This is a genomic window from Parvularcula bermudensis HTCC2503, from assembly GCF_000152825.2.
In the GTDB taxonomy this organism is placed as follows: domain Bacteria; phylum Pseudomonadota; class Alphaproteobacteria; order Caulobacterales; family Parvularculaceae; genus Parvularcula; species Parvularcula bermudensis.
On record NC_014414.1, the window covers coordinates 1,179,274 to 1,203,082 of the forward strand.

Here is a 23,809-nt window from a genome sequence, read left to right on the forward strand (position 1 = left end):
GTCTCGCCTCTATAGAATTTGTTCAACTCGCAGCATCGACATGCGCCGCGATTCGAGTGGCGATGGTGCCAGGGATGTCTTCCATGGAAAAATGGCCGGCGTCAGGAAGAAGCTCGAAGGTCGCGTCCGGAATCATGTCGGCAAGTCGGGTTCCTACGTCCGGGGCTACCCATCGGTCGTGTTCACCCCACAAGCATTGCGTTGGTATCCTGATTGTGGGGTAGAGGGTCTCTAGACGCTCAGTGAACGCGAAATCGAAATCCCTAAACGTCTTCACGTAGTGCTCTTGGCCTTCGGTACCGGCCCATTGTTGCAGATAGACGTTGTATGCGTCCGGCGCGAGTTTGTGGAAAGTTGCCGTATCGAGATGCGCGCCTACCATGGCCAAATGCACGTATTCAGGCAGTTCCTGAAAGACATCAGGGTTGTCACGCACCAAATGGGCATAGGGTGTGCCCCACGGGTTAAGAGACACGGCGTCCAGAATCGTGAGGCTCTTGGCGGCAACTCCTTCGATGAGATGCGCACCCAGCACTGTGGCGCCGCCGAAGTCGTGTCCAACGAGATGGGGGTGCCTTATGTCGCAATGCTGGCAAAGTGCCGATAGCGTGGCCGCATGACTCCGCAGCCTCTTATCCTGCTCAGGATTACCCTGTGATTGCCCGTAGCCGACAAGGTCATAGACGAGGACATTGAAACGCTCGGCGAGACGGTGCGCCACGTGCCGCCAGATGTAAGACGTACTGGGAGTCCCGTGCACGAGAACCACAGGCTCCCCTTTGCCAGCGGACCCGTAGGAGATTGTTCCCTGCTCAGTTTCATACCGCTTGTCGAGAATTATCCCGCTCATTTCGTCCTCCAGCGTCTTCGGTTATCGCCGAAGAGAGTAGATTGAAGTAGAGACGAGAACGATAAGTAATAGTTTTCTATACTGTTTGCATTTGCTAAAGTGTCTGCGTGCTTGAAAATATCCCATCGCTTCAGGCTTTGCGGGCCTTCGTTTCCGTCGCCGAACTGGGCGGCGTTCGTTCAGCGGCGCGGGAGTTGCATGTCAGCGAGGCCGCGCTGAGTCAGCATCTGCGACGGCTTGAAGAGCGGTTGGGCAAACGCTTGTTCGAGAAAACCGGTCGTGGATTACGCTTGACGGAACTCGGTAGGCGATATCTTCAAATGCTGTCTGAACCGCTTGCCGAAATCAGTCGAGCGACTGAGCTGGTCTCAGATTCCCGGAGCGTGAAACCCATTTCCGTCACGCTGGCACCGACATTGGCGACTTTGTGGCTGATCCCACAGCTTGCCCAACTCGAAGCCGATCTCCCCGGTGTTGACATCAAGATAATCTCGTCGACAGCATTACTTGATCTTGGGCGACACGACATTGACATCGCCATCCGTCAACTTCCCAACCATGCGCTCACACCAGATACGGAGGTTCTCTTTCCGGAAGCGGCCTTCCCTGTTTGTACGCCGGCGCTTTTGGACCGGGTAGAATGCTCGGATGGATCTGCCGAGTTGGTTCAAAAAGCGCGACTTTTGCACAACGCCAGCCACCCGAAAGAGTGGGCAGATTGGTCTGCGGCCATTGGCGGGATAGATAAGCTGTCCAGCAACCATCACTGGATGGAGGATTCGGCGATGGTACTTGAAGCTGCTGCACATTCTTACGGAGTTGCAATCGGACGCCGCCCCCTTGTCGACAACTATCTTGCAACTAAGCGTCTGATCGCGCCGTTTGGAACTGACTACCCGACTAATTGGTCCTATGTACTCATTCGGGGGCAAGCCGGCGCGAAACCGGACAGGACCGATAGATTGATTGTCTGGTTTCGACGACAAGTAAAAACTAGAAATAGCCAATAGAATTATTAGCCCTTGTTTGGTATCTCTGCTGTACCGGATATTCGTATAATCACTGCGTAAAGCGTTGAGACTGAACTCTGCTTCGTTTTCGGTAGGGCTTCAGAGAAAGTCCTAAAAACCAATTTTAGGCGGTTATTTTCTCTGACACGCCTTGTCGTATACGGCGTTTAGTGTGTCTCATTAAGCGGACTTAACAGCTCTCGGACATTTGCTCGCTTGAGGGATATTTGATGCTAGCCGCCTGCCTTGCGATCTCAGGGACGTCCAAACTTAGCGCAAGCTTTGCGTCGTTCAGCTCTTCCATGCCGAACCATCTGGCTTCGAGCGCGTCGTCGCCTGCAACCGGATCGCCCGAAACCCACCGGCATAGCACTGCTATCAGGACGAAATGCTGGCGCAGTCTGCCATCCTCGTCATAATCGAAGGCATCGACGGCGGTGAAAGCCTGCAATGCTTCACCTTCAATAGCGGTCTCCTCGTGGAGTTCGCGGACGGTTGCCTGTGTCAGTGTTTCGCCTGACTCGATCTTACCACCTGGGAAGCCCCAGCGCCCGGCATCAGGTGGATTAGCTCTGCGGACTAGAAGGATGCAGCCTTCACGAATTACGACAGCAATGGTGGCTGCGACGGGGCGCTCAGGTCGTGTGTTCATTGGGCCGTCCATTTCGCCAAGTACTGATCAAATATGAGCATTGTTAGTCCTGCACGATGGGCCGGACAGTCCACGCCGCAGAGCTGCGCAGAGATATACTCCCACAGTTGAGGCAGTCTGCGAATTAGTTCGGCTCATCTTTCCAGGCTAAGACACCTCATAGATCTTGCTAACTCAGCGTGCCGGTGCTTCGGCAGGTTATCCAGGCATCTAGTTCCTTACACGTGTCATTACTTCCGGCGATACGAGCGAACTGCTGGACTTCGATCTCGAGCGCTTCAGCGATCGGTAAATTGATGCCTCTGGTCACGGCATGCAGTATCGCAGAGATCACCGTCGATGAATGGCGCAGTATGTGTTCCGCCATCTCGAAAGCGCTCTCGAGGACGGCCTCAGGTGGAACGACCCGGTTTATCAGGCCGATTTCGCAGGCCCGTTCGGCCGTGAACGGATCTCCAGTAAGTAGAAATTCGAGCGCGCGTTTCCGGCCCGCTAACCGCGACAATCTCTGGGTGCCTCCAAATGTTGGCGTGATGCCTATGCTAATTTCCGGCTTTGCAAACAGAGCGTCTTCTGAAGCGACAGCTAGGTGGACGGACTCCGTAATCTCGCACCCGCCGCCGAACGCCAACCCATTGACGGCGGCGATCACCGGCTTCGGAAAATTTTCAAACCGGGACGTCATCGCCTGTCCCCGCCGGACGAAATCCTTGATGGCGACATTCGTCCCGGCACGAATGCTGTCCGAGAATTCGTGTATATCCGCGCCAGCTGAGAAAGCGCGATCACCCGCACCAGTTACAATAACAGCACGAATCTCTGGGTCATCTTCAATTTCGTTCAAGAGCTCGAGTAGGCGATCGTTGGTTTCGTAGTTTAAGGCATTGAGTTTCTCGGGCCGATTTAGAGTCAATAGCGCAATGCCGTGTCGATCCTTCCTGATTACGCAATCGGTCATGGCACCACCTTGTTTGTTTTGAATTTACCGACTCTTTTTTTGCCAGGCGTACTACGATTGAAATCAATACAAGCGGACTCAACGCGGCAAGTCTGGCGATATAGCCCTTTGCGAGCGTTGTTGAGACTCAATGAATACAACCTCAACCTCTCGAAACGAATTCATACTTTTTGATGGAGGCGGCCAAAGTTATTGCATGGATTGTTGGGGGGGCGACGACTAAAAACCCTCTCAAATTATGGACTTGCTGCTTCATCCGACCGTCGGCGGTTTTCGCCATCGGCTATTGTCCGGGTTTTTATTGAGAAGGCTGCAAACAGCAATCTGTCTGTAGCTTGGGCAGCACAGCGCAAACCCTTTGGGCCGAGAAATGGAAAATACGCCGACCATAGATCAAATAATAGGTTCCTGCCTCTGCGGTGCCTCTCGGTACATAACCTTCGCGGCGCCGATCAATATTCGAGCCTGTCACTGTCATATCTGTCAGAAAGCAACTGGCGCGCCGTACTACGCCCGTATCCTTGTGCCATAGTCTTCAGTTGAGATATCGGGGCCGGTCACCTGGTATCCGTCATCCGAAGATCTGCGCCGCGGCTTTTGTGCTCTATGTGGGACAACGATGTTCAGTGAGCGCCGCAGTCAAAATGTAATAGGACTGACGCACGGAAGCTTAGACAAGCCGGACAAATATCCCCCTGCAGAACATATTTGGACGTCGAGCAAGCAGGCGTGGGTTCCGATCGACGATAAACTGACACAATACTCGGAAGGAGCGCCTTCGTGAAATTGAATAGCGCCAAGGCAATTTTGGCAGGCGGTCTCGCGATGGGGCTGGCGTCAGGGTGCGCCGCCTCGTCGCACGAGAACGCCTCAGGATATGACGCCGTCAGCCAGGACATTGTGTCAGTGGACCAACTCTATCCGCCTTCGATTGTTGAGTTGAGTTTCGACAGTCATGGATCTCGCTTGAACGGGCATATCTACCTTGCGAATGGTCCGGGGCCACATCCAACAGCCATACTGCTTCACGGGTATCCTGGCACCGAGAGAAATCTCGATATCGCTCAGGCTTTGCGTCGCGCTGGGATCAATGTTCTGTTTTTCCATTATCGTGGCACATGGGGCAGTGAGGGTGAGTTCTCAGTTATCCAGGTGGTCGAGGACGTGGCGACCGCGCTCGATGTGCTACGTACGCGCACTCAGGAGTATCGTGTTGACCCAGAACGCTTGGCACTGATCGGCCATTCCATGGGCGGCTTCGCCGCGCTTCAAGGCGCGGCGCAAGATAACGCCGTCCGTTGTGTAGTAGGTATCGCAGCCGCTGACTTTGGCTCGGATGAGGGTGTTTTCAACGCAGAAAGCGAAGCCGGACGTGCCCTTGATACTTATTCGGATAACCTTCAAATGTTGCAAGGCTGGTCCAGTGACAAATTTCGCGCCGAAATAAGTAAAAATCGTGAGTCGTTCAGTCTACCCGGATTAGCACCAAGGCTTGCGGGGAAATCCGTCCTGTTGATTGCCGGTAAGAATGATCAAGCCGTTCCGCCGCCCTTGTTTCATGATCGTTTGGTCGCAGCCTATAGCGAGCAGAAGCATATCGATATGACGGAAATAACTATTCCTGGCGATCATGCATTTTCGTGGTCACGGGTACTTCTCACGCAGACTGTCGTCGACTGGACTAAGCAATGCGTCGATTGACGGAAAACAAACCTCACTGCACTGAAACCCACGACGCCCTTAAAATCTGCTATCGACCGGCACGCTAAATTGCAGAATTGCGTACGTCTAGAATGTGTTTCGGGGACAGATATTACTCCGTCATACGGTCACTCTCGTCTCGGTTTATTTCAGCCACACCATTCAGAGCTAGCTCTGAGGTGACACAGGCCGAAGCGACTTTGCGTAATCCTAATCGTGAGTGGGTTCACGGACTCTCTTCAAAAAGTCTGATCACGTTCATCACAAAGGTTGAAGGAGAGCTGGCGCTTCGGCGCTTTTGCTTTTTGGACTGGCAGAGTATCAATGACGTTGAATGTTACAGCGTCAGTGTCAATAAACATGAACAGAAATGCTCCCATCCGGGATCTCGATCCCTCGCTTCTTCGGGCGTTTGTGTCGATTGTCGACGCCGGTACGTTTGCGCGGGCGGCCGCCCGTCTAAATCGAACTCAGTCGGCTCTCAGCATGCAGGTGAAACGGCTTGAAGACGTTGTTGATGCGACGCTCTTTGATCGAAACAACCGTCCGCCGACGCTGACAATCGCCGGCGAGAAGCTGCTTGCCTACGCTAGGGAGATCGTTGCCGTCAACGACGCCGCACTGGAAAGTCTGCGTTCGGACAAGCTGTCAGGGCGGGTGAGGCTGGGTTTGATGGAGGACTTCGCCACCTTTCACCTGCCCCCCATGCTTTCCAAGTTCAGAAGGCTGTTTCCCGATGTTCTGATTGAAGTCGAAACCGGGCTGACGTCGGAGCTCAAGGAGATGGTCGGTGCGCGGTTCGACGCCGTGATCGTCATGACGCCCGAAAACGGCACAGAGGGCGAATTCCTCTATCGGGGAAAACCGCTTTGGGGCGGCGCACCCGGTGTCGATCCGGTCACGCATGAAGTCCTGCCTCTCGCCCTCTACTGGCCCGGCTGCTTCTTTCGCAAATGGGCGACCGAGGCGCTCGATAGAGCAGAAAGGCGCTGGCATGCTCAACTCATCGCGAACAGCATCGGCGCCGTCGCCGCCGAGGTGCGCGAAGGCGGGTGTGTTTCTGTTTTCAAAGACCTGACCTGGCCGGAAGGGCTTTGCAGGCTTGGGTGCGCTGATGGATTGCCGGATCTTCCAAATTATGAGCTAAGGCTCCTCCGCGCGCCTTCCGCAGACAGAGGTGCCGCGAAAGCGTTCGCAGATTTCCTTGGCGAGGAAGTTCGGAGCCTGCATTCCGATCTGGATCAGCGACCGGCGTTAACGGTTGTCAAATCCGAAAGGTGCTGAGTGCATATGCACGAATACCTGAAATCATAAATCTTCTATGCCAGCCCCTTCGAAATACGGGGGCTATATCACATATTGATGAATCCGGATTCTTGATGCGAAGTGCTGAGGTGGTCAGCCAGAAGTATTGAACGAACACTTCGGTATTATTGATTTTAATCTGAATTCTATCGTATGGACTAGTATTGTTAGAACCTGCACAACATTCACATCTTAAGAGTTGGTGTGGATGATCACTGGCGCGCAGTTCTGCTGCCTCATCCGCCGACAGCTTGTCACAAGGTCGATGTGTTATGACGGCGGCGCTGACGGGGTTTTCCCTATTTTTGAGCTTGATTTTCGCAGTCGGCCCGCAAAACGCATTTGTCTTACAGCAAGGTATACGCCGCGAACATGTTTTAGCAACGGTTCTCGCCTGCGCTGTGTCGGACACTATTTTGATTTTCGCTGGAATCGCCAGCTTTGGCGTTATCGTAACTCAGGCGCCTTTGGTTGAGCCTTTGCTACGCTATGGCGGTGCAACTTTTCTTATTTACTACGGCTGGACGAAGGCATGGTCTGCGTTGTTTCGACGTGAGGTATTGTCATTGTCCGAGACGGCGCCTCAACCGCTGGGTCAGACATTGCTCACCTGCCTTACCATCACGTGGCTCAATCCTTCTGCTTATTTGGAGACTGTGGTCTTGCTCGGTGCCGCCGCCCCACAAACGGACAGCAGTCTGATGTTCGGTGTCGGCGCAACTGCCGCGTCGTTCATATTCTTTTTCTTCTTGGGCTTCGGCGCTCGATTGCTGACGCAGTTGTTTCGAAACCCCAATACGTGGCGATTTCTCGATGCTGGCCTGACCCCACGAGGTGGTCCAACGGTAGCGTTAGACCTGGCAGGTTAGCGGGGCTCATGCCGCCGCACCTTCATAGTAAGGCGGCGGGAGCCCCGCGGGCAAGATGGTCTTCGGTGCGGGCGGGTTGTACCCCAGCGATGAGTGTGGCCGCAGCTGATTGTAGTGGCGCCTCCACCACTCGATGAGGGCCTTCGCTTCCTTCAGTGTATAGACGATTTCCCGGTCCAGGAACTCGTCCCTGAGTTTCGAGTTGAAGCTCTCGCAATAGCCGTTCTCCCATGGTGAGCCAGGCTCGATATACAGTGTCGTCACGCCCAGCCTGCCGAGCCATCCCCGGACAGCCGTAGCGATGAACTCTGGTCCGTTGTCGGAGCGAATGTTCTCCGGTGGCCCGTGGATGAGGAACAGCTGAGAGAGCTCTTCGAGCACGTTTTGCGAGTTGAGCCTTCGCTCGACGCGAATCGAGAGGCACTCTCTCGTGAACTCGTCGATGATGCAGAGCATCCGATAGACCCTTCCATCATGGGTCCGGTCCTGGACGAAGTCGTAGCTCCAGACGTGGTTCGGGCGCTCCGGCCGAAGCCGCACGCACGACCCATCGTTCAGCCATAGGCGCCCGCGTTTCGGTTGTTTCTGCGGTACTTTAAGCCCCTCCCGCCGCCAGATGCGATAGACCCGCTTCTGGTTCACGTGCCATCCGTCGCGCCGGAGCAATGCAGTCACCCGGCGATAGCCATAGCGGCCATACTGCTCAGCTAGCTGAATGATGGCACCGGTCAGCGCCTTCTCGCCAGGACGGCCCGAAGGACGCTTCCTCTGGGTCGAACGGTGCTGACCCACCACCTCGCAGGCACGGCGCTCTGAGACGCCATGCTCCTTCGTGACGTGATCGACGCATTTCCGACGGCGGTCGGGGCTCAGAAGTTTCCCTTTGCGGCCTCAGAAAGAATGAGCTTGTCCAGCGTGAGATCCGACACAGCCTTCCGTAGGCGTTGGTTCTCTTTCTCAAGCTCTTTAAGCCGCTTCGCCTGATCGACCTTCAGACCGCCATACTCCCGTCGCCACCTATAGTACGTCTGCTCGGTCACACCGATCGCCCGGCAGGCAATCCCGATGGTCTCGCCCTTCGCCAGGCGCACCTCGACCTCTCGCAAATGACCGATGATCTCCTCGGCCGTTCGTCTCTTCCGTCCCATTCCTCAGCTCCTTCCATGGAGCCAAGTCTAACACATCAACCGGACCACTTTTCGGGAGGCAGACCAATGCCGTTATCGCCGTCGTCATGTGGGTTATTGCGGCTAAATTGATCCTCTAGCGCACTGATCATGAGCGTTACGGACGATCTGGCAGATATGAGCGTGGAAGGGCGATGCTTTGTTTTGGGTTGAGAGCATGGAGGCATTTTGTGCGGAGAATTTTTTATCAATGGAGAGTTGCTGACTTTCTCCCCGTAATCCGGGCCAGTTGGAGCTGGAATCTCTTCCCGTTAGGCTGAAAAGGCGGCGATTCAGGAGCGATTGCAAAAATTGAAAGACCGAGAAACCGCCTTGACCATTTCAGCAGGAAAACGCCGTCGAGTTGCATTGACCGCAGTTTCAGATGAAGGTGCAAAAATACTAAGGGATGATTTTGAGCGCCAAGAAGAGTTCAGAAATGCAGAGAACCTCAAAGTAGATTTTGTAGACGATGCCATTATTGTTGATGGAAAAAATGAATTTTGCGGAGAGCAGTAATGTTTTCCTAAAGAATTCTGCGGTCCTAGCAATTCTATTGGCGGCCTTGAAAGACGACAAGTTCTTCCATACGAGATTTGTGTTATTTGACAATGTAGAAGACAAGGGAACGGAATCGAAAAGAAGCCATTTGTTCCAAAAACTTATTGTTGAAAAAACTACTGAAGTGGAAAAGCCATTTCAGGTTATTTTTACGACATCAATGATGAACCCCGAGCTGGATATGGAAGACTACGTGATAGGTCCGCATTATACGCATTCCAAGCGAACACTTGACTTCGATGCTTAGTGCTTAGGGGCGTCGCCCCTCGCGCGGGCAAGGCATCCAAACGTATCCACCCCTTGCGGGCGGAGCCTCGTTTGGAGCCTCCTTGCCCGCGGCTCACCCTATTCTTCGCCAGAAAGGCAGAGGGTTGCAGGGCAACCTCATCGACGAGAAAGGGACGGGCCGCGCGGCCTGTGCCTCGTCGGGCCATCGCGCTTAGCCTCTGTACGGCGGGCAAGGAACTCTGCCCGGCGATCTAGCTTCTCGCCGATCATGTCCCTCGGTGAGAGCGTTTCCCGTTGCCGGGTCTGCTCAGGCGATGGCGGTTCGCGGCCTTCTTTCCGATAGCGCACTAACTCGCGGTGAATATCCATCTTCTCTCTGTTGTGCCGCTTGGGGATCCAATCACACATCAAACACGAGGTTCCAGAGGCGCTGCCATTTGTGGCTACTTGGAATTCGGTGGAGTAACTGGTGGCTTTTACTGTTCTCGATACTCTGAGAAGATATCACTCACTGCAAAGGGATTCGTAATTTTATGGAAGTCGAAAACAATGCGCTTGCCAACGTGCCTCGAAAAAGATCGCAAGAATACGAGCTAGACCTTATTTTTGCAGAAGAATTCTGCGTGTGATTCGCGCTTTTTGCACGAGGTGTGTTGTAGAGTATTCGGAAATTTGAATGGACTTAAATTTGACGATGTTATCATCCACCCTAAGCTAAAAAGCGGCGGATATGCCGACCTTCTCGTTCATGCCAGCGGAGATGGCCTCAAGTACGCTTTGCTGATCGAGCATAAAATCGGCGCTGGTCCCGCGACGCGTCAGGCAAAACGGTACGCTGATCACGCAGAGTATCTTCGATCAAAGGGCGTCAAAGCTGCAACACTTCTAATCGCTCCACAGAATTATGTAGGCGAAAAAGATGATTACGATAAAAGTTTTTCGCTTGAAGAAATGATCGAGATTATGTCTTCGAAAGACAATCTGCGTTTGAAATATCGGCGAAAGCGTATCAAGGCTGCGATCAAGAAACAAGCATCGTCAGGCGTCCAGATTCCTGATATTGCAGTGAAAGAACTTCACATTCGTTACAAGGAGGTCGCAGAAGAATGGTGCCGTAGAGAAAGTGTCAGCTTCCAATTCCCTCCGATAAAGGAAGAATACTATGACGAAGATAGCTGGATAGAACGCATCAAACATCCGCGTTTGCCAAGCCACATCACATTGCGTCATAGGCTCTGGATGTCGGTTGGTCACGAATTGGGATCGGTCGACCTTTTTTTGAAAACGCCGAACGAGGCGGAAATATCGCGAATCATGAACGACCGGCCGGTGGGCAGCAAACCCTATAATCCGAAGGAAAACCCGCAGGTCAGCTTCGAGGTATCTGCCTTGAAGCCGCATAAAAAATTCTCACAGGAAACCGTAGAACACGCCTGCGAGAGAATGGTTGAACTCGTTGATTGGTACACGAAATGATCTGGCAACGCGCTCACCGCTCTGCCTACGGGCGGGTTCAGCGAGAGAGAATAGAGGAATTGCTGGCAGCGCGTGCCGCGTGAGATCGCGTGCGCTTCATTGAACGCCCCGTGCATATCATCCGCCGCAAAGCCGGAAATCTCATGCACATGCACATGCACATGCACGTGCTCATTCTCAGGCGAGAGAAGATGGCGGGCGAGATTGCTCGCGCCGCCGCGTTGATTGCCGACTAAGATCATGGGGATTGGTCTTTAAGCCCCAACGCCTCCACCAAGGCCGAGCGCATGGCTCGAATGTCCGCGCAGGCCGAGGCCAGCTCCTCGCTCAGTTCCGGCGTGACCGAGAGCGTGCCGAGGTTTGCGGCCTTGGCGATCTGGTTCATGTTCGACGACAGCCGAGACTGACCAAGCGCCGCGAGCGCTTTGCCAATGGCGGCATCATGAGGCCGGGGCTTGCGATAGGTTCGCCGGGGCGAAGCTGCATCGCAGAACACCCTCTCGCGGATATAGGCGTTGATCTAGCGGGAGCTCGCCGCACGCTTCAGGAAGTCTCGCTCTTCTTCGGTGACGCGCAGGGACAGCGGTGCGGCGCGTCTCTTCGTTGGTTTTGCGGCGACTGGTCTGCCTCCCGAAAAGTGGTCCGGTTGATGTGTTAGACTTGGCTCCATGGAAGGAGCTGAGGAATGGGACGGAAGAGACGAACGGCCGAGGAGATCATCGGTCATTTGCGAGAGGTCGAGGTGCGCCTGGCGAAGGGCGAGACCATCGGGATTGCCTGCCGGGCGATCGGTGTGACCGAGCAGACGTACTATAGGTGGCGACGGGAGTATGGCGGTCTGAAGGTCGATCAGGCGAAGCGGCTTAAAGAGCTTGAGAAAGAGAACCAACGCCTACGGAAGGCTGTGTCGGATCTCACGCTGGACAAGCTCATTCTTTCTGAGGCCGCAAAGGGAAACTTCTGAGCCCCGACCGCCGTCGGAAATGCGTCGATCACGTCACGAAGAGCATGGCGTCTCAGAGCGCCGTGCCTGCGAGGTGGTGGGTCAGCACCGTTCGACCCAGAGGAAGCGTCCTTCGGGCCGTCCTGGCGAGAAGGCGCTGACCGGTGCCATCATTCAGCTAGCTGAGCAGTATGGCCGCTATGGCTATCGCCGGGTGACTGCATTGCTCCGGCGCGACGGATGGCACGTGAACCAGAAGCGGGTCTATCGCATCTGGCGGCGGGAGGGGCTTAAAGTACCGCAGAAACAACCGAAACGCGGGCGCCTATGGCTGAACGATGGGTCGTGCGTGCGGCTTCGGCCGGAGCGCCCGAACCACGTCTGGAGCTACGACTTCGTCCAGGACCGGACCCATGATGGAAGGGTCTATCGGATGCTCTGCATCATCGACGAGTTCACGAGAGAGTGCCTCTCGATTCGCGTCGAGCGAAGGCTCAACTCGCAAAACGTGCTCGAAGAGCTCTCTCAGCTGTTCCTCATCCACGGGCCACCGGAGAACATTCGCTCCGACAACGGACCAGAGTTCATCGCTACGGCTGTCCGGGGATGGCTCGGCAGGCTGGGCGTGACGACACTGTATATCGAGCCTGGCTCACCATGGGAGAACGGCTATTGCGAGAGCTTCAACTCGAAACTCAGGGACGAGTTCCTGGACCGGGAAATCGTCTATACACTGAAGGAAGCGAAGGCCCTCATCGAGTGGTGGAGGCGCCACTACAATCAGCTGCGGCCACACTCATCGCTGGGGTACAACCCGCCCGCACCGAAGACCATCTTGCCCGCGGGGCTCCCGCCGCCTTACTATGAAGGTGCGGCGGCATGAGCCCCGCTAACCTGCCAGGTCTAACGCTACCGTTGGACCACCTCGTGGGGTCAGGCCATGGGCACTGACGGACTGACGGGCGTCGCGATGACCGCGGCAGTGAGCAGGAGGGAGTGCAGGATCAGGGGTCAGTTTTTTCGGGATGCGCGAAGCGGTTGAGCGCGGAAAGTCGGAAGCCGTCAAAATGACTGGGAAAGACGCGGGTTCCGTGCGGAAACGCACCGAGCAGCGCGGCCATGTCGGCGTCGTTGTCATCAAGGTCGCACATGAAGAAGTGGCGGACCGGGCCATGGCCGAGCATCCGTCCCCGCACCAGATCGCCAACGAAAAGCGCGTCGCCGACGGAGATGACAATCGACCCTTTCGTGTGTCCCGGCAGGGTCAAAATGCGTCCTGGAATGTCAGACATTTCACTCAGATCGACAGCGCTCGCCACCACTCGGTCGGGCGCGACGGACCAGTCTTCCTTCGTGGTGACCGTTACGCGAACGAGGTGTGCGAAAGGGCTCGTCGGACACAGATCGTCCGGCTTGGCGGTCATGAGAAGATCCTCGTCGCCAGCACCCAAGACGATCGGCGCGCCGGTCAGTTTGTGGAGGCGCTTTGCCCCGCCGGCGTGGTCGATATGGGCATGGGTGAGGATGATCGCGTCGAGATCCTCAAGTGCCACACCCGCCGCGCGAATGTCCGCCGCAAGACGATCGGCGCGCTGCGGAAGGCCGGCATCAATGAGAAGCGCAGTGGCCGGATCGTCGCGGCGGTAGAGTAGGAACGCGCTCGCATAGCGGTGCCGGAGTTCAAACAGCGCAATGCCGGGCGCAGGATCCGCATGGGCGATCGTGCGCGAGGCGGCGAGGCCGAAGGCCAAGGCGGCCCAGGTGGAGAGCCCTGCGAGGATCAGCACAACGGCGGCGGCGATGCCCCGCCCCATGCGCTGTCCCACTCTTCTGTTCGATTCGTTTTTCATTACGACCAGAGAATAATACGCCGATCGTATTATTCAAGCGGTTTCGTCAGTCTTGAGACCCTTGGCGATGAGTTCAAGGGCCTCGACGAAGGCCTCGCGTCGGTCCCGCGGCAAAGCGGCGAGCATGCGTTTGGCGGTCTCCTGCTCCTCCTGGACGATCGCGGCGCGGGCCGCCGTCCCCTCATCGGTCAGGAAAAGCGCCACGGAACGGCGATTCTCCACGGGTCGCTCCCGACGGACGAGCCCTGCCGTCTCCAGCCGGTCGAGAAGGCTCGACACAGTGGTCGGCGCGACGCCCAGAAACTGCACCAGTGCCTTGCCCTGCGCGCCGGGATTCTCACCAATGAAATGCAGCGCGGCGATATCGCTGGGGTGCGTCTTGAAGCGGTCATGGGCCGTGGGCACCGACGGCTCCATGATCTTGAGAATGCGTAGGACCGTCGCCGCCGCCCGGCGTGCCCGTTCATATTGAGAAGACATCGCGGGAGAATAGAAGGACACGCCGCGCAAGGCCAAGGGCTCTTCGTCCTTCCATCTCGCATCTTACGCCTACCGCACACGATGGCGCCGAGTGAGATTTAGGAAGCTTCGAATTCGCCCATGGGGCCTAAACGCACAGTCAAAAGCTCGACGGCATCCAAAGCAACATGGGGGCCCTGTCGAACACCGGCGGGGACTCTCCAGAAGGTACCAGCCTGACAGGGGCGACCACCCGTTTCCAATTTACCCGACAGCACGAGGACAAACTCATCAGCAGGATGGGTATGGGCGGGAATGGTCGTGCCTGCCGCCAGTCGAGCACGATGGATAGAGCCGCCTCCGACCGGCTCGGCGAGTGGTAGAAGCGAGACCCCCGGCAGCGCATCCAGTACGGCCCAGTCGACGGTGCCTGGGTCTATGAAGCTCTGTTCGCTCATTGTGCTCTTCCACCTAATATTGGTAAACCAAGGTTCCAATTAAAAGAAACCATAGGTTACTAAATGATGCAAGGCAACGAAGGCGCCGTCGATCTCGTGGCGCTCGAAACCGAGCGAGGCCGCAACCTGCGCCAATTGCTGCTCGCCGCCGCCCGGCATGTTGGCCGCGACGTTGTCGATGGTCTGCATGCGCGCGGACACGATGCGCTCGGATCAACCCACACGACTCTCCTGTCGAATATGGATCTCGCGGGCGGCACGATCACGGAGACGGCCGAACGCGCGGGCATTACCAAACAAGCAATGGGCCGACTCGCTTCCGACTTGCATGCCGCCGGCTATCTCGAAATTTCTGTCGGCGAGCATGACGCCCGTGCACGGACGCTAACACTTACGGCAGAGGGCCAGCGACTGATGCTTGACAGTCTCGAAGTGATGAACACCCTAGAACGTCAATATACGAACATGATTGGCAAGGAGCGGTTCGCCGCGCTGGTCGAGGCGCTCCAGGCGCTGGTGTCTGATTTACAAGAACGCTGATTATGCGACGCGGAAACTATCGCCGGATGCGCTGCGCGCCCATAGTCACCCCGCGCGTTCCAGCAGCGCCTTGTTGCGCGTCTCCATTTCGAGTCGGGCGTTCTGCTGCGGCATCGACCGTCCGCGTGCGGCTGCGCGCGGCGCGACATGTGTCGATGACGGACCATCGGCTCGCCTAAGCAGCTTTGGGCAGATCAACGATGTTGGTCACGTTCTCGCGAAAATAGTCCAGCTGACCGTCTGCCTCATGCGACACGATGTAGGTGAGACTTGTGACATCCTCCTGCCGCACACCGTAAAAGAAACGCTGGTTGAAACACGTCAGATGCCAGCCGCCGCCAAGCGCAAGACAGTCGATCGCAAGTACTTCGGTCCCTTTCGGAAACACCTCTTGCCCCAGGCGGCCGATCACCTGGGCCAGACTGTTCCGATTGTCCGCTATCTGCCAGCTTGTGTTGGTTTCATCGCGGAAATGATCGATGCGAAAATCGATGTCGTCGGCAATCAGCTCAAAGAGCGACGGATCTCCGGCCGCGAATTTTATCAGCACTTGTCCGATTACGGTGTTTTCGGTTTTTACAGGTTTCAGATTCATTAGCTTGGGTCTCCATGTGGTTGATCCATGAATCTTTGACAGCACGAGCGGATGAAGGAAATTGCGCCATGAACTATTTTTGATATAGTAATTAGCTATGATAGATCTGAACACGCTGCGCTATTTCACCAGCGCTTTCGAGACCGGTACATTCAGCCAGGCCGCTCAAGTGAACGGTGTCAGCCAGCCGACCGTTTCGGCTGCAATTCAGAAACTGGAAGATCGGCTTGGGACACTCTTGTTCAAACGGTCAAAGACAGGCCTGAAACCCTATCCGTTTGCCGCGCGGCTCTATCACGACGTGATTGATTCCGTGACCCACCTTGCCGCGTTGGAAGCGCGCCTGCTTGAGGAACCGTCGCAAACGGTTCGGATATATTGCGCGCCGGATATGCTGATGAGCCATATTGCGCCGGACCTGAAGAGCTTGCGCCGCCGGTTCCAAGGCCTGCAGTTCGCTTTTGCCGATGAGGCGCGGGCGAGTGACCTGGCTTATGTTTCAGACGCCTGCATACCTGAGACGCATGCCTTCATCCCCTTGGCTGACGACCCATTCAAAATCGCTGTCGCCCGGCACCATCCGCTGGCGGCTTCCCGGGAGATACGGATCGAGGACCTGCGCGCAGAGCCGTTCATCCACCGCCCCTATTGCCCACAGGCAGACCGGATGGAGCTTGCACCATCTATGGTCGCTTCGGTGGCTCAGGCTGTAAATGATCAGCAATTGCTTGATTTGATCGCGGCAGGCTTGGGCGTCGCCTTTGTGCCCGCATCACATGGCGAGGCACGAGAAGATATCGTCGTCTTGACTCTGACCGGGGCCGATGCAGGAGCACGTAGAACCGGAATATCGCATCGCAAAACCGCCAACGCGACAGAACTTGCGAAGCTGCTGACGAAGCAGAAGCGCCTTACGTACCCATCGTGACACGGAACATCTTGCCGCGTTCCAGAACATTTCCCGGGTGAGTTCGCACGACGGTCCAGTGCAAGCAGACATACGGAGCTTTCGCAGAACATGACGTGTTGGGCGCAGGAGCGGAAATACGCAAACGGCTGAAATTATCCGTTTTGCGACATTATCTCAGATATCGACGCATATCGGGAACCTGGAAGTGTTGGCCATACCCTTTAGCCAGTGTCAAACTGAATTTTGATCAACGAAATATAAAAATTCAATCATTTCCTATATTGACCTCGGAAATAAACCTGGAAAGAGTTTCTACGATTTCATCATTCGGAGATTTAGGCTTTACTATACTAACGTGATCAACATTTTGAATGGGCACGGCTTCTGGATCGTCTCCTACGGCAGAAGCCGTATCAACTATTGTATCGTTTTGTGAGTATAAGGAGCGCACACGGACCACTGAGCCTCCTTTTTTTCGCCACGCATTCCATTGATTGATGACATGAGTCAAATAAGGAGAATTAGGATCTAGATCAGCTACTTGCGATTGCACACCGCTTGGTAGCTTTTTACCAAGCTTCGCAAGCCAAGCTCCGTTTAATGGTGAAGCAATGAAACATGCTAATCCAATATCTGAATCTAAAGGCACCTGTCTTTGAAGCTGCTGCCCAAGAAGATCTCGCAGTATAACACCGCCCATGCTGTGTCCGATTAATATAATCTTAGAGTATCCGCCTTTATTATTTCGTATAAAATTATCAAGATTTCGCGAAACATAAAAAATTGGCTCTGATTTTCTCAGGCGTTTCGATGGGTACTCATATAGCATAGTTTCGCAATCGACTTTCTGAGCAATGTAAGTAGGCATATTGCCAAAAGAACCAGAGCTTCCTGTAAGCCCATGAACGAATATAGCAAGATTACCTTTACTTACTTTTCGCCCTCCTTGATCCTTCTTTTTAGAAGTGCAGTATTTAAAATCATATTTACTGAAGAATTCTGCGAACTCAGCAACCTCTCGCGCATCAAATTGTTCGTTCTTAAATTTATTTACTAACTCTATTAAGCGAGCCGCAGCCGCATCATCAATATCAGCTTCAATTAGTACGCAACCATAGCTTACTTTTATATTGGTTATTGTATCGGGCTCTGCCCCTAATATTTCAGCGAGCTCATCAATAAAAGTATCTAACAAATTATACTTGAAGTGCTCGAAATAATTGCGGTCACCATGCAATGTTATCGAAATGCGCCTTGTCATTTATTTTCCATATTCTCTATGCATTCAGCATGGACTATTTATATGATCTATGAACCAGCGCTCTGGTGACCGTGACGTCTCTCTGTGAGTCTGTTAAGGCTGAAGGGCAGAATTAGCGCCCGAAGTTTTATATCAAGCAAAGATAGGCCGTACAACGGTCGTTCACAAAAGTAAGCTGAATATCCGCTTCTGGCGAATTTCGACCGTTCGTTAGCCCATAGCTCAGATGGCGCAGTAGCTGACTTGGGCCATTAGTTTAAGCCATTTTGATGCAGAGTCTCGGGTACAGGTGGGCGCATGCCGAAGGCCGGATGCAATTTTGAGATGAACTGAAGTTCGATCTTTAAGATCGATGATGAATTCATTGGTCGAACGTCCGCTTTTGGATAGCTGTGGTCGAGCAGAGATCGTGCGCCCGGCTGCTGCGACGGTGGCCTGCATTTTGCTCTCCGGTTCATGGGAGAGGTCGATGGAACGAGTAGAGAAAGCGGCACGGGCTGCCGAACCTTGGAACAAGGGCAGGCTCGTCGGCCAAAAGTCCCCGCTGAAGGCGCAAGAGGTCTGGGAAATCCGCGTCCGCCTGACTATGGCGGAAAAGGTGCGAGATCTTGCGCTCTTCAATCTCGCTCTCGATAGTAAGCTCCGAGGATGCGACCTAGTGAGCCTGAGGGTTTCCGACGTCTGCAGAGGCGTCGAGCCTCTTGCACGGGCGAAAGTCGTCCAATCGAAGACGGCGAGCCCGGTGCAATTCGAGCTGACAGAACCGACCCGAAAAGCGATCTCGAACTGGATCGAGCGCAAGAATCTCGGGACGCAGGACTGGTTGTTTCCAAGTCGCAAGACCGTCGGCACACACCTGACCACGCGTCAGTACGCAAGGCTCGTTCAAGAATGGACCCAAGCGATCGGCCTTCCGTCATCCGCGTACGCAACTCATTCCTTGCGACGGACGAAGGCAACCCTCCTTTACCGGAAGACCGGAAACCTGAGAGCGATCCAGCTCCTACTCGGTCATGCAAAGATCGACAGTACGGTCAGATACCTCGGCGTTGAAGTCGAGGACGCCCTCGCTCTGTCCGAAGGGCTCGAACTGTAGCTGCCTGGGCGCATAAGTGGATGTAACGGTGTCTAAGGTTATCGCATCGTGCCTCGCCATGGCCACAGCGCTGCTGGATACGTCGAACGCTCCCAGATTCCTTCTTGTAAAGTGGTCTCCAGGAGAGATCATTGGAGCAGTCACGTACCATCGTTGATGAGCGACAGCCTTGGAACAAGGGCAAACTCATCGATCGGAAGTAGCCATTGAAGGCGTAGGAGGTCTGGGAAATCCGCGTTGGATCACTCGGATGGGTCAGGCCAAGGTCGCACGCACACGATACGCCGTCCTGACGGATAGAAAAGATACCCCGCTGCAACACTGAGGAAAAAATGCAGTGCTCTGCTTGGCCATCCCGCCGCCGGTGAAAAACCCCCGGCGCGGTTGCGCCGGGGGTTTGAGGATGCGTCAGGCCGGGCCATTCAATTCAAAAGTCCGGGAATATCAAAACTCCGGGAATACCTTTTATATGTACCCCGGATGAAACTGAGGTCAGGAATACGCTCGCCATTGGCGGGTTGGATCGCCTCGCCAAGGCGCAGGGTGCACGATTTGAGGCCTGAGAACCGATCGAGGTGGATGTTCGCCATCACGATATCGCCCTTTTTCGTCGTGTACGGCCTGTCGGCAGAAACCTCCACCTTACGCATCGGTGGGTCGCCACCTTCGTAGACCTGGACGTTGCGATCCGTGACGACCACCGCCGTGCTGCCCTCACCGAGCGGCAGCGAGCACGGCTCGACCAATTGGACCTGGCTCAGGTCAAGCCGGGTCCCCCCGACCTGGTCGGTGATCGAGAGCACCAGGCCAGGACCGGGGGCGAAGCGATCTGGTGGGTCGATATCCCCCGCCAGAACCCCGACACCTAAGTCGCCGGATCCCCAGTCCGCGTCGGTAAGCGCCGCTTGTTGAGGCCTTCCCGACATGTCCCAGCCCGGTGACTTTTGGGGCAGATACGAGTCGACAATGTAGCCAAAAATGTAGCCACCACACCCGGGGAGGATAGCTGCGATCATAGCGGCCACCCCGACCCATATAGCTTGTTTCGATCCAGTGATCCTCGTCATCGTCAGTTTCCTCCGCAGGGCACGCCTGCTTGCTGGGTGCTGCAGTCACTCGGTTTCGTCTTAGGCTTGCGGTAATAGGCCATCGCTGGGGCCTGTTGCGTTGATTGCTGATCGCCGTAGGCCTTCCGTGAGTCATGTCATATCGAGCGTGCTTGTTATGCAGCTTTTGGCAAAATCTCTTCGATGAAGCGGATTTCGCCTATGGGGCCGGGCGATTTTCTCACGACATGGCCTTTCTTGATCATTCTCACGGCTTCAATCCCAGCCAATGCCGCTTTCGCTGATGAAAGGGTTTTGAAACCCCGCATAGGATTGAGCCTCTGCTTCAGCGCTGCATGATCACTCTCAATGCGGTTATTCTGCCATTTTTGATCGATATGCATGATAGCTTCATTGGGAAGCATCTGAGCGTTGATATTTTTCATCACCTTGGCATAGGTAGGCGCCTTGTTCGTCACGATGCTGAGAGGCGGATAGAGCCGTGCCTTGTCTCGGGCTTGCCGGATGAACGCCTTCGCCGCCGCCGTATTTCGTCTAGCGGTGACCCTGAAGTCGATGAGTCGGCCTCGCTGATCAACCGCACGCCAGACATAACACCATCGCCCACCGACCCGCAGATACGTCTCATCAACATGCCAACCTAAACCGCGCCAGCCGCGATGTTTTTGACTGCGTTTGGCAATCTCAGGGCCGAACTTGCGGACCCAGCGATATACTGTCGACGCGTCAACGGTGATCCCTCGTTCTGCCAATAGATCTCGGACATCACGATAGGAGAGCCCATATCGACAATACCAGCGAACGGCACAGAGAATGACGTCCTGCGGAAATCGAGGCCCACGAAAAGGGTTTCTCGCCATCCCACACTCCGTTGAAAAGTCATCGCATCCTCACGCGGCGAGATCCCCAACGCAAAAGACCCCAATGCGATGCGTCTCGAGATTAACCGACAAATCTAGATGCGTGCATCCGCACGAGAAAACTTGTGCCTGAATGGTGATGAGGAAGCAGTAGCGTTATTCAATATCGATACCTCCTCCTGGCCTGACCCATCGAGGTGCGGCGACTGTAGAGTTAGATCGCGCTTGCATGAAGCGCTTGGGGCAGAGGCAACGGAATGAGTATATGAAACCCAAACTCCTGACGACACTGCCGACGACAACCCGTGCCTCGCTGACCGCTGACATTCTTGCGGGGATCACAGTTGCGCTCGTGGCGCTGCCTCTTTCTATCGCTATCGCCATCGCGTCGGGAGCGGCGCCTGAAACCGGCCTGGTCACGGCGATTGTCGCGGGTTTTTTGATCTCGGCGCTGGGCGGCAGCCGCGTGCAGATCGGCGGGCCAACAGGGGCGTTTATCGTGGTCGTGGCCGGTGTCATCGCCGTGCATGGCTATGACGGCCTCGTCCTCGCAACCTTCATGGCGGGGGGCATTCTGCTGATCGCAAGCGTCCTTCGTATTGGAAGTCTCGTAGAATGGGTGCCCGAGCCCGTCGTCGACGGATTTACGGTCGGGATCGCTATTATCATCGCCACCAGTCAGCTTGTGGACGCGCTGGGGCTCACAATCCAGCATGTGCCGGCAGAGTTTCTTGCCAAGCTGCCGGTCATTTGGGCGGCGCGTGAGACACTCTCTCTGCCGGCTTTGAGCATCACTTTGTTGACGAGTGTCCTCATCATCTCGTTGCGTCGCCTCGCCCCGCGCCTGCCAGGGCTGATCATCGCCGTCGCCCTCGCGAGCATCGTCGCGGGGGGGATGAACGGGATTGTGCAAACGCCGGTGGAGACAATTGTCTCTCGTTTCGGGGCATTGGCCTCTGGCCTGCCTGCCCCTCACTTGCCCTCCTTCTCGATGGAGCGCGTACGGGAAATGCTGCCCTCGGCGCTGGTCATCGCCTTTCTTGCAGGCATTGAATCGCTATTGTCGGCCGTGGTGGCCGACCGGATGATTGGCGGCAAGCATCGCCCGAATGCCGAAATTCTCGCGCAAGGCGCGGCCAATCTTGGGTCGGCCCTTTTTGGGGGCTTGCCCGCAACCGGTGCTATTGCACGCACGGCGACGAATGTGCGCTCAGGTGGACGCACGCCGATCGCCGGCATAACCCATGCCGTAATATTGCTCTTGATCGCCCTGTTCGCGGCCCCGATTGTCGGCCGTCTAGCCATGCCAGCGCTTGCCGCTCTGCTCATCCTGACGGCATGGAATATGAGTGAACCGCATCGCTGGCCGGCGCGCTTGTCAAAATCGCGGTCGGATTTTGCGCTATTTGCCCTCACGCTTGCGCTTACTGTTCTCACGGATCTGACGGTCGCGATTGCCGTGGGAACCGGTGTCGGGCTTGCGTTACGACTTCGACGGCGCAACGTCTCTCCGACGGATTGGCCGACGCCTAAGCGATGAGGCGCGGCACAGAACGACCGTGCAAAGGCAATGGATATCCGCCGTGTTGGGACCACCGGGGCGCAGGCCAAAGACGTCATGACACTGACGATGGTACACCCCTCCTCATAAAGGGGGGTGGTTAAACCTGAATAGTCAGGGGGGGAGGGGGGAGGGGGCGCTCCCTCCTCGCGCAGAATAGCCAAGACGTGATCTACCCTCCGATGGATCCCGCCTAGACGAAGGCGTCGTCGAGAATTGGTCCTGGACTACACTTTCCCTTAACCACTGATCTCCTCGCGCATTTTAGCGGAGCTTTAAGTCTGATAAGCATAAGGTGACGGGGTGATGTTCGACACAGCAGTGATGTTGGACAAAATGGTGGTCGGCGCCTCACGGCGCCCTCGGGGGGTAGTAGGGTGGTAGTGCTCGTCACCGGTGGGGCCGGCTTTATCGGCTCGCATATGGTCCTCGCTCTTTTGGATCGAGGAGAAAAGGTCGTCGTTGTGGACGATCTGAGCACCGGTTCGCGTCAATTAGTGCCCATCGCCGCGCCGCTCGTCAGGGCGACGATCGCCGATATCGGGGCTATGCGACAGGTGATCCGCGATTACGGTGTCACCGATGTTATCCACTTTGCCGGGTCGATTTCCGTTCCTGAGAGTATTCGGGACCCCTTGGATTATTACGCCAACAATACGGTAGGGACGCAGCGCCTGGCCGGCATTTGCCGGGAAATGGGGGTGGCGCGCCTTATCTTTTCTTCCACCGCGGCCGTCTATGCGGCGGCGGCCTGTGATCGGGGCGCGCCCGTCGCGGAAACCGCCGCAACCGATCCGGCCTCGCCCTATGGCCGCTCGAAACTCATGGCGGAGGATATTTTGCGAGACAGCGCCAGCGCCTATGGCCTGTCTGTGGCGGTGTTGCGCTATTTCAATGTGGCGGGGGCTGACCCCCATGCGCGTGCCGGACAAATCAATCCGAACGGAACCCATTTGCTGAAAGTTGCACTCGATGCCGCCTTGGGGCGTCGTGGTAGTGTGTCAATTTATGGCACTGATTATCCGACAGCGGATGGAACGGGGGTCAGGGACTATATCCATGTCAGTGATCTGATCGAGGCGCATTTGCTGATGCTCGACCACCTCCGTCGCCATGACGGGGTCCATCTTTATAATTGTGGCTATGGCCAGGGCGTGACAGTGCGTCAGTTGATCGAGGCGGTGGAGATGGTGGTCGGTCGCCCCGTGCCCAAGATCGATGCCCCGCGACGGGAGGGGGACCTTGCGCAGGTGGTCGCCGATGCCAGTCGTCTCGTCGCCGACCTTGGGTGGCGTCCCCGCTATGATCGGGTGGAGCACATCGTCGCCCATGCTCTACAGTGGGAGATGGCGCAAGAGCGCGCCCACCGCACCGGCTGGTCCTAATAAGGGGCCATCCTTCGCTTTTTTGGCCTCAGCTTTCTTTGGCCTCAG

23 protein-coding genes and 2 pseudogenes are annotated in these 23,809 nt (G+C 55.8%); 14 read left to right on the forward strand and 11 right to left on the reverse strand.

Annotation, left to right across the window (positions count from 1 at the left end; translation table 11 throughout):
• Positions 1 to 22: 22 nt before the first annotated feature.
• Positions 23 to 850, reverse strand: coding sequence for an alpha/beta fold hydrolase (locus PB2503_RS05575; RefSeq protein ID WP_013300257.1), 828 nt, complete (start codon positions 848 to 850; stop codon positions 23 to 25).
• Between the two features lie 107 nt (positions 851 to 957).
• On the opposite strand from PB2503_RS05575, the gene PB2503_RS05580 reads away from it, so the two are divergent.
• Positions 958 to 1,860 carry a LysR family transcriptional regulator gene (locus PB2503_RS05580; RefSeq protein WP_013300258.1) on the forward strand — a complete coding sequence of 301 codons (903 nt, stop codon included), beginning with the start codon at positions 958 to 960 and terminating at the stop codon, positions 1,858 to 1,860.
• Between the two features lie 190 nt (positions 1,861 to 2,050).
• Here PB2503_RS05580 and PB2503_RS05585 read toward each other — a convergent pair whose 3' ends face one another.
• On the reverse strand, positions 2,051 to 2,512 hold the full coding sequence (locus PB2503_RS05585) for an NUDIX hydrolase (protein ID WP_013300259.1): 462 nt from the start codon (positions 2,510 to 2,512) through the stop codon (positions 2,051 to 2,053).
• A gap of 169 nt (positions 2,513 to 2,681) precedes the next feature.
• A complete protein-coding gene (locus tag PB2503_RS05590; RefSeq protein ID WP_013300260.1) occupies positions 2,682 to 3,470 on the reverse strand; it encodes a crotonase/enoyl-CoA hydratase family protein in 789 nt (262 codons plus the stop codon).
• 370 nt (positions 3,471 to 3,840) lie between these two features.
• Between PB2503_RS05590 and PB2503_RS15230 the strand changes: the two are divergent.
• The 4 genes and pseudogenes from PB2503_RS15230 to PB2503_RS05605 all read left to right on the forward strand — a co-directional run bounded on the left by PB2503_RS15230 (position 3,841) and on the right by PB2503_RS05605 (position 7,345).
• A pseudogene (locus PB2503_RS15230) lies at positions 3,841 to 4,254 on the forward strand (GFA family protein).
• Positions 4,251 to 5,171 (forward strand): alpha/beta hydrolase family protein, encoded by a 921-nt coding sequence (locus tag PB2503_RS05595; RefSeq protein ID WP_013300261.1) that lies wholly within the window; start codon positions 4,251 to 4,253, stop codon positions 5,169 to 5,171. The pseudogene PB2503_RS15230 and the gene PB2503_RS05595 overlap by 4 nt, the downstream one beginning before the upstream one ends.
• A gap of 360 nt (positions 5,172 to 5,531) precedes the next feature.
• On the forward strand, positions 5,532 to 6,455 hold the full coding sequence (locus PB2503_RS05600) for a LysR substrate-binding domain-containing protein (RefSeq protein WP_013300262.1): 924 nt from the start codon (positions 5,532 to 5,534) through the stop codon (positions 6,453 to 6,455).
• A 293-nt stretch (positions 6,456 to 6,748) separates the two neighbouring features.
• Entirely contained in the window at positions 6,749 to 7,345 is a 597-nt protein-coding gene (locus PB2503_RS05605) for a LysE/ArgO family amino acid transporter (RefSeq protein ID WP_013300263.1), read from the forward strand.
• Between the two features lie 6 nt (positions 7,346 to 7,351).
• On the opposite strand, the gene PB2503_RS05610 is transcribed toward PB2503_RS05605, so the two are convergent.
• A protein-coding gene (locus tag PB2503_RS05610) for an IS3 family transposase (protein ID WP_148235142.1) occupies positions 7,352 to 8,493 on the reverse strand; the annotation gives its coding sequence in 2 pieces (ribosomal slippage) (positions 7,352 to 8,229 and positions 8,229 to 8,493; 1,143 coding nt in all).
• A 321-nt stretch (positions 8,494 to 8,814) separates the two neighbouring features.
• Here PB2503_RS05610 and PB2503_RS14525 point away from each other — a divergent pair.
• From PB2503_RS14525 to PB2503_RS05640, 4 genes and pseudogenes are all read left to right on the forward strand, one after another.
• Positions 8,815 to 9,030, forward strand: a complete 216-nt coding sequence (locus PB2503_RS14525; protein WP_148235206.1) for a hypothetical protein — start codon at positions 8,815 to 8,817, stop codon at positions 9,028 to 9,030.
• 942 nt (positions 9,031 to 9,972) lie between these two features.
• Complete coding sequence (locus PB2503_RS05625; protein WP_013300266.1) at positions 9,973 to 10,776, forward strand: PD-(D/E)XK nuclease family protein; 804 nt, start codon at positions 9,973 to 9,975, stop codon at positions 10,774 to 10,776.
• 89 nt (positions 10,777 to 10,865) lie between these two features.
• Entirely contained in the window at positions 10,866 to 11,012 is a 147-nt protein-coding gene (locus PB2503_RS14675) for a hypothetical protein (RefSeq protein ID WP_013300267.1), read from the forward strand.
• A 449-nt stretch (positions 11,013 to 11,461) separates the two neighbouring features.
• Positions 11,462 to 12,602, forward strand: a pseudogene (locus PB2503_RS05640) (IS3 family transposase).
• 121 nt (positions 12,603 to 12,723) lie between these two features.
• On the opposite strand, the gene PB2503_RS05645 reads toward PB2503_RS05640, so the two are convergent.
• The 3 genes from PB2503_RS05645 to PB2503_RS05655 all read right to left on the reverse strand — a co-directional run bounded on the left by PB2503_RS05645 (position 12,724) and on the right by PB2503_RS05655 (position 14,486).
• Positions 12,724 to 13,533 (reverse strand): MBL fold metallo-hydrolase, encoded by an 810-nt coding sequence (locus PB2503_RS05645; RefSeq protein ID WP_013300269.1) that lies wholly within the window; start codon positions 13,531 to 13,533, stop codon positions 12,724 to 12,726.
• A gap of 69 nt (positions 13,534 to 13,602) precedes the next feature.
• The gene (locus PB2503_RS05650; protein ID WP_013300270.1) at positions 13,603 to 14,085 is read right to left on the reverse strand and encodes a MarR family winged helix-turn-helix transcriptional regulator; all 483 of its coding nucleotides are present in this window, start codon (positions 14,083 to 14,085) and stop codon (positions 13,603 to 13,605) included.
• Positions 14,086 to 14,147: 62 nt separating this feature from the next.
• Entirely contained in the window at positions 14,148 to 14,486 is a 339-nt protein-coding gene (locus PB2503_RS05655; protein WP_013300271.1) for a cupin domain-containing protein, read from the reverse strand.
• 63 nt (positions 14,487 to 14,549) lie between these two features.
• Between PB2503_RS05655 and PB2503_RS05660 the strand changes: the two genes are divergently transcribed.
• The gene (locus tag PB2503_RS05660; RefSeq protein WP_013300273.1) at positions 14,550 to 15,026 is read left to right on the forward strand and encodes a MarR family winged helix-turn-helix transcriptional regulator; all 477 of its coding nucleotides are present in this window, start codon (positions 14,550 to 14,552) and stop codon (positions 15,024 to 15,026) included.
• Positions 15,027 to 15,201: 175 nt separating this feature from the next.
• Here PB2503_RS05660 and PB2503_RS05665 read toward each other — a convergent pair whose 3' ends face one another.
• Positions 15,202 to 15,621 carry a hypothetical protein gene (locus tag PB2503_RS05665; RefSeq protein WP_013300274.1) on the reverse strand — a complete coding sequence of 140 codons (420 nt, stop codon included), beginning with the start codon at positions 15,619 to 15,621 and terminating at the stop codon, positions 15,202 to 15,204.
• Between the two features lie 97 nt (positions 15,622 to 15,718).
• Between PB2503_RS05665 and PB2503_RS05670 the strand changes: the two genes are divergently transcribed.
• Positions 15,719 to 16,549 carry a LysR family transcriptional regulator gene (locus PB2503_RS05670; protein ID WP_013300275.1) on the forward strand — a complete coding sequence of 277 codons (831 nt, stop codon included), beginning with the start codon at positions 15,719 to 15,721 and terminating at the stop codon, positions 16,547 to 16,549.
• Positions 16,550 to 16,796: 247 nt separating this feature from the next.
• Here PB2503_RS05670 and PB2503_RS14535 read toward each other — a convergent pair whose 3' ends face one another.
• Positions 16,797 to 17,792, reverse strand: a complete 996-nt coding sequence (locus PB2503_RS14535) for an esterase/lipase family protein (protein ID WP_148235208.1) — start codon at positions 17,790 to 17,792, stop codon at positions 16,797 to 16,799.
• A 469-nt stretch (positions 17,793 to 18,261) separates the two neighbouring features.
• Between PB2503_RS14535 and PB2503_RS05675 the strand changes: the two genes are divergently transcribed.
• Positions 18,262 to 18,888, forward strand: a complete 627-nt coding sequence (locus PB2503_RS05675) for a tyrosine-type recombinase/integrase (protein ID WP_013300277.1) — start codon at positions 18,262 to 18,264, stop codon at positions 18,886 to 18,888.
• A 422-nt stretch (positions 18,889 to 19,310) separates the two neighbouring features.
• Here the strand turns inward: PB2503_RS05675 and PB2503_RS14680 are convergent, their stop codons facing one another.
• Both PB2503_RS14680 and PB2503_RS05685 read right to left on the reverse strand, forming a co-directional pair.
• Positions 19,311 to 19,955 (reverse strand): hypothetical protein, encoded by a 645-nt coding sequence (locus PB2503_RS14680; protein ID WP_013300278.1) that lies wholly within the window; start codon positions 19,953 to 19,955, stop codon positions 19,311 to 19,313.
• 155 nt (positions 19,956 to 20,110) lie between these two features.
• Positions 20,111 to 20,815: an IS6 family transposase gene (locus PB2503_RS05685; protein WP_013300279.1), complete on the reverse strand. Its 705-nt coding sequence runs from the start codon at positions 20,813 to 20,815 to the stop codon at positions 20,111 to 20,113.
• 265 nt (positions 20,816 to 21,080) lie between these two features.
• Between PB2503_RS05685 and PB2503_RS05690 the strand changes: the two genes are divergently transcribed.
• Positions 21,081 to 22,355, forward strand: coding sequence for a SulP family inorganic anion transporter (locus PB2503_RS05690; RefSeq protein WP_013300280.1), 1,275 nt, complete (start codon positions 21,081 to 21,083; stop codon positions 22,353 to 22,355).
• Between the two features lie 398 nt (positions 22,356 to 22,753).
• Complete coding sequence (galE, locus tag PB2503_RS05695; RefSeq protein WP_041534910.1) at positions 22,754 to 23,761, forward strand: UDP-glucose 4-epimerase GalE; 1,008 nt, start codon at positions 22,754 to 22,756, stop codon at positions 23,759 to 23,761.
• Positions 23,762 to 23,809: the final 48 nt, after the last annotated feature.

Coding starts and splice junctions, on each gene's coding strand:
- PB2503_RS05590 (WP_013300260.1), bottom strand. CDS start 3,470: ATGACCGATTGCGTAATCAGGAAGGATCGACACGGCATTGCGCTATTG.
- PB2503_RS05660 (WP_013300273.1), top strand. CDS start 14,550: ATGATGCAAGGCAACGAAGGCGCCGTCGATCTCGTGGCGCTCGAAACC.
- PB2503_RS05655 (WP_013300271.1), bottom strand. CDS start 14,486: ATGAGCGAACAGAGCTTCATAGACCCAGGCACCGTCGACTGGGCCGTA.
- PB2503_RS05645 (WP_013300269.1), bottom strand. CDS start 13,533: ATGGGGCGGGGCATCGCCGCCGCCGTTGTGCTGATCCTCGCAGGGCTC.
- PB2503_RS05600 (WP_013300262.1), top strand. CDS start 5,532: ATGAACAGAAATGCTCCCATCCGGGATCTCGATCCCTCGCTTCTTCGG.
- PB2503_RS14680 (WP_013300278.1), bottom strand. CDS start 19,955: ATGACGAGGATCACTGGATCGAAACAAGCTATATGGGTCGGGGTGGCC.
- PB2503_RS05685 (WP_013300279.1), bottom strand. CDS start 20,815: ATGGCGAGAAACCCTTTTCGTGGGCCTCGATTTCCGCAGGACGTCATT.
- PB2503_RS05585 (WP_013300259.1), bottom strand. CDS start 2,512: ATGAACACACGACCTGAGCGCCCCGTCGCAGCCACCATTGCTGTCGTA.
- PB2503_RS05690 (WP_013300280.1), top strand. CDS start 21,081: ATGAAACCCAAACTCCTGACGACACTGCCGACGACAACCCGTGCCTCG.
- PB2503_RS14535 (WP_148235208.1), bottom strand. CDS start 17,792: ATGACAAGGCGCATTTCGATAACATTGCATGGTGACCGCAATTATTTC.
- PB2503_RS05665 (WP_013300274.1), bottom strand. CDS start 15,621: ATGAATCTGAAACCTGTAAAAACCGAAAACACCGTAATCGGACAAGTG.
- PB2503_RS05675 (WP_013300277.1), top strand. CDS start 18,262: ATGGAACGAGTAGAGAAAGCGGCACGGGCTGCCGAACCTTGGAACAAG.
- PB2503_RS05575 (WP_013300257.1), bottom strand. CDS start 850: ATGAGCGGGATAATTCTCGACAAGCGGTATGAAACTGAGCAGGGAACA.
- PB2503_RS05670 (WP_013300275.1), top strand. CDS start 15,719: ATGATAGATCTGAACACGCTGCGCTATTTCACCAGCGCTTTCGAGACC.
- PB2503_RS05605 (WP_013300263.1), top strand. CDS start 6,749: ATGACGGCGGCGCTGACGGGGTTTTCCCTATTTTTGAGCTTGATTTTC.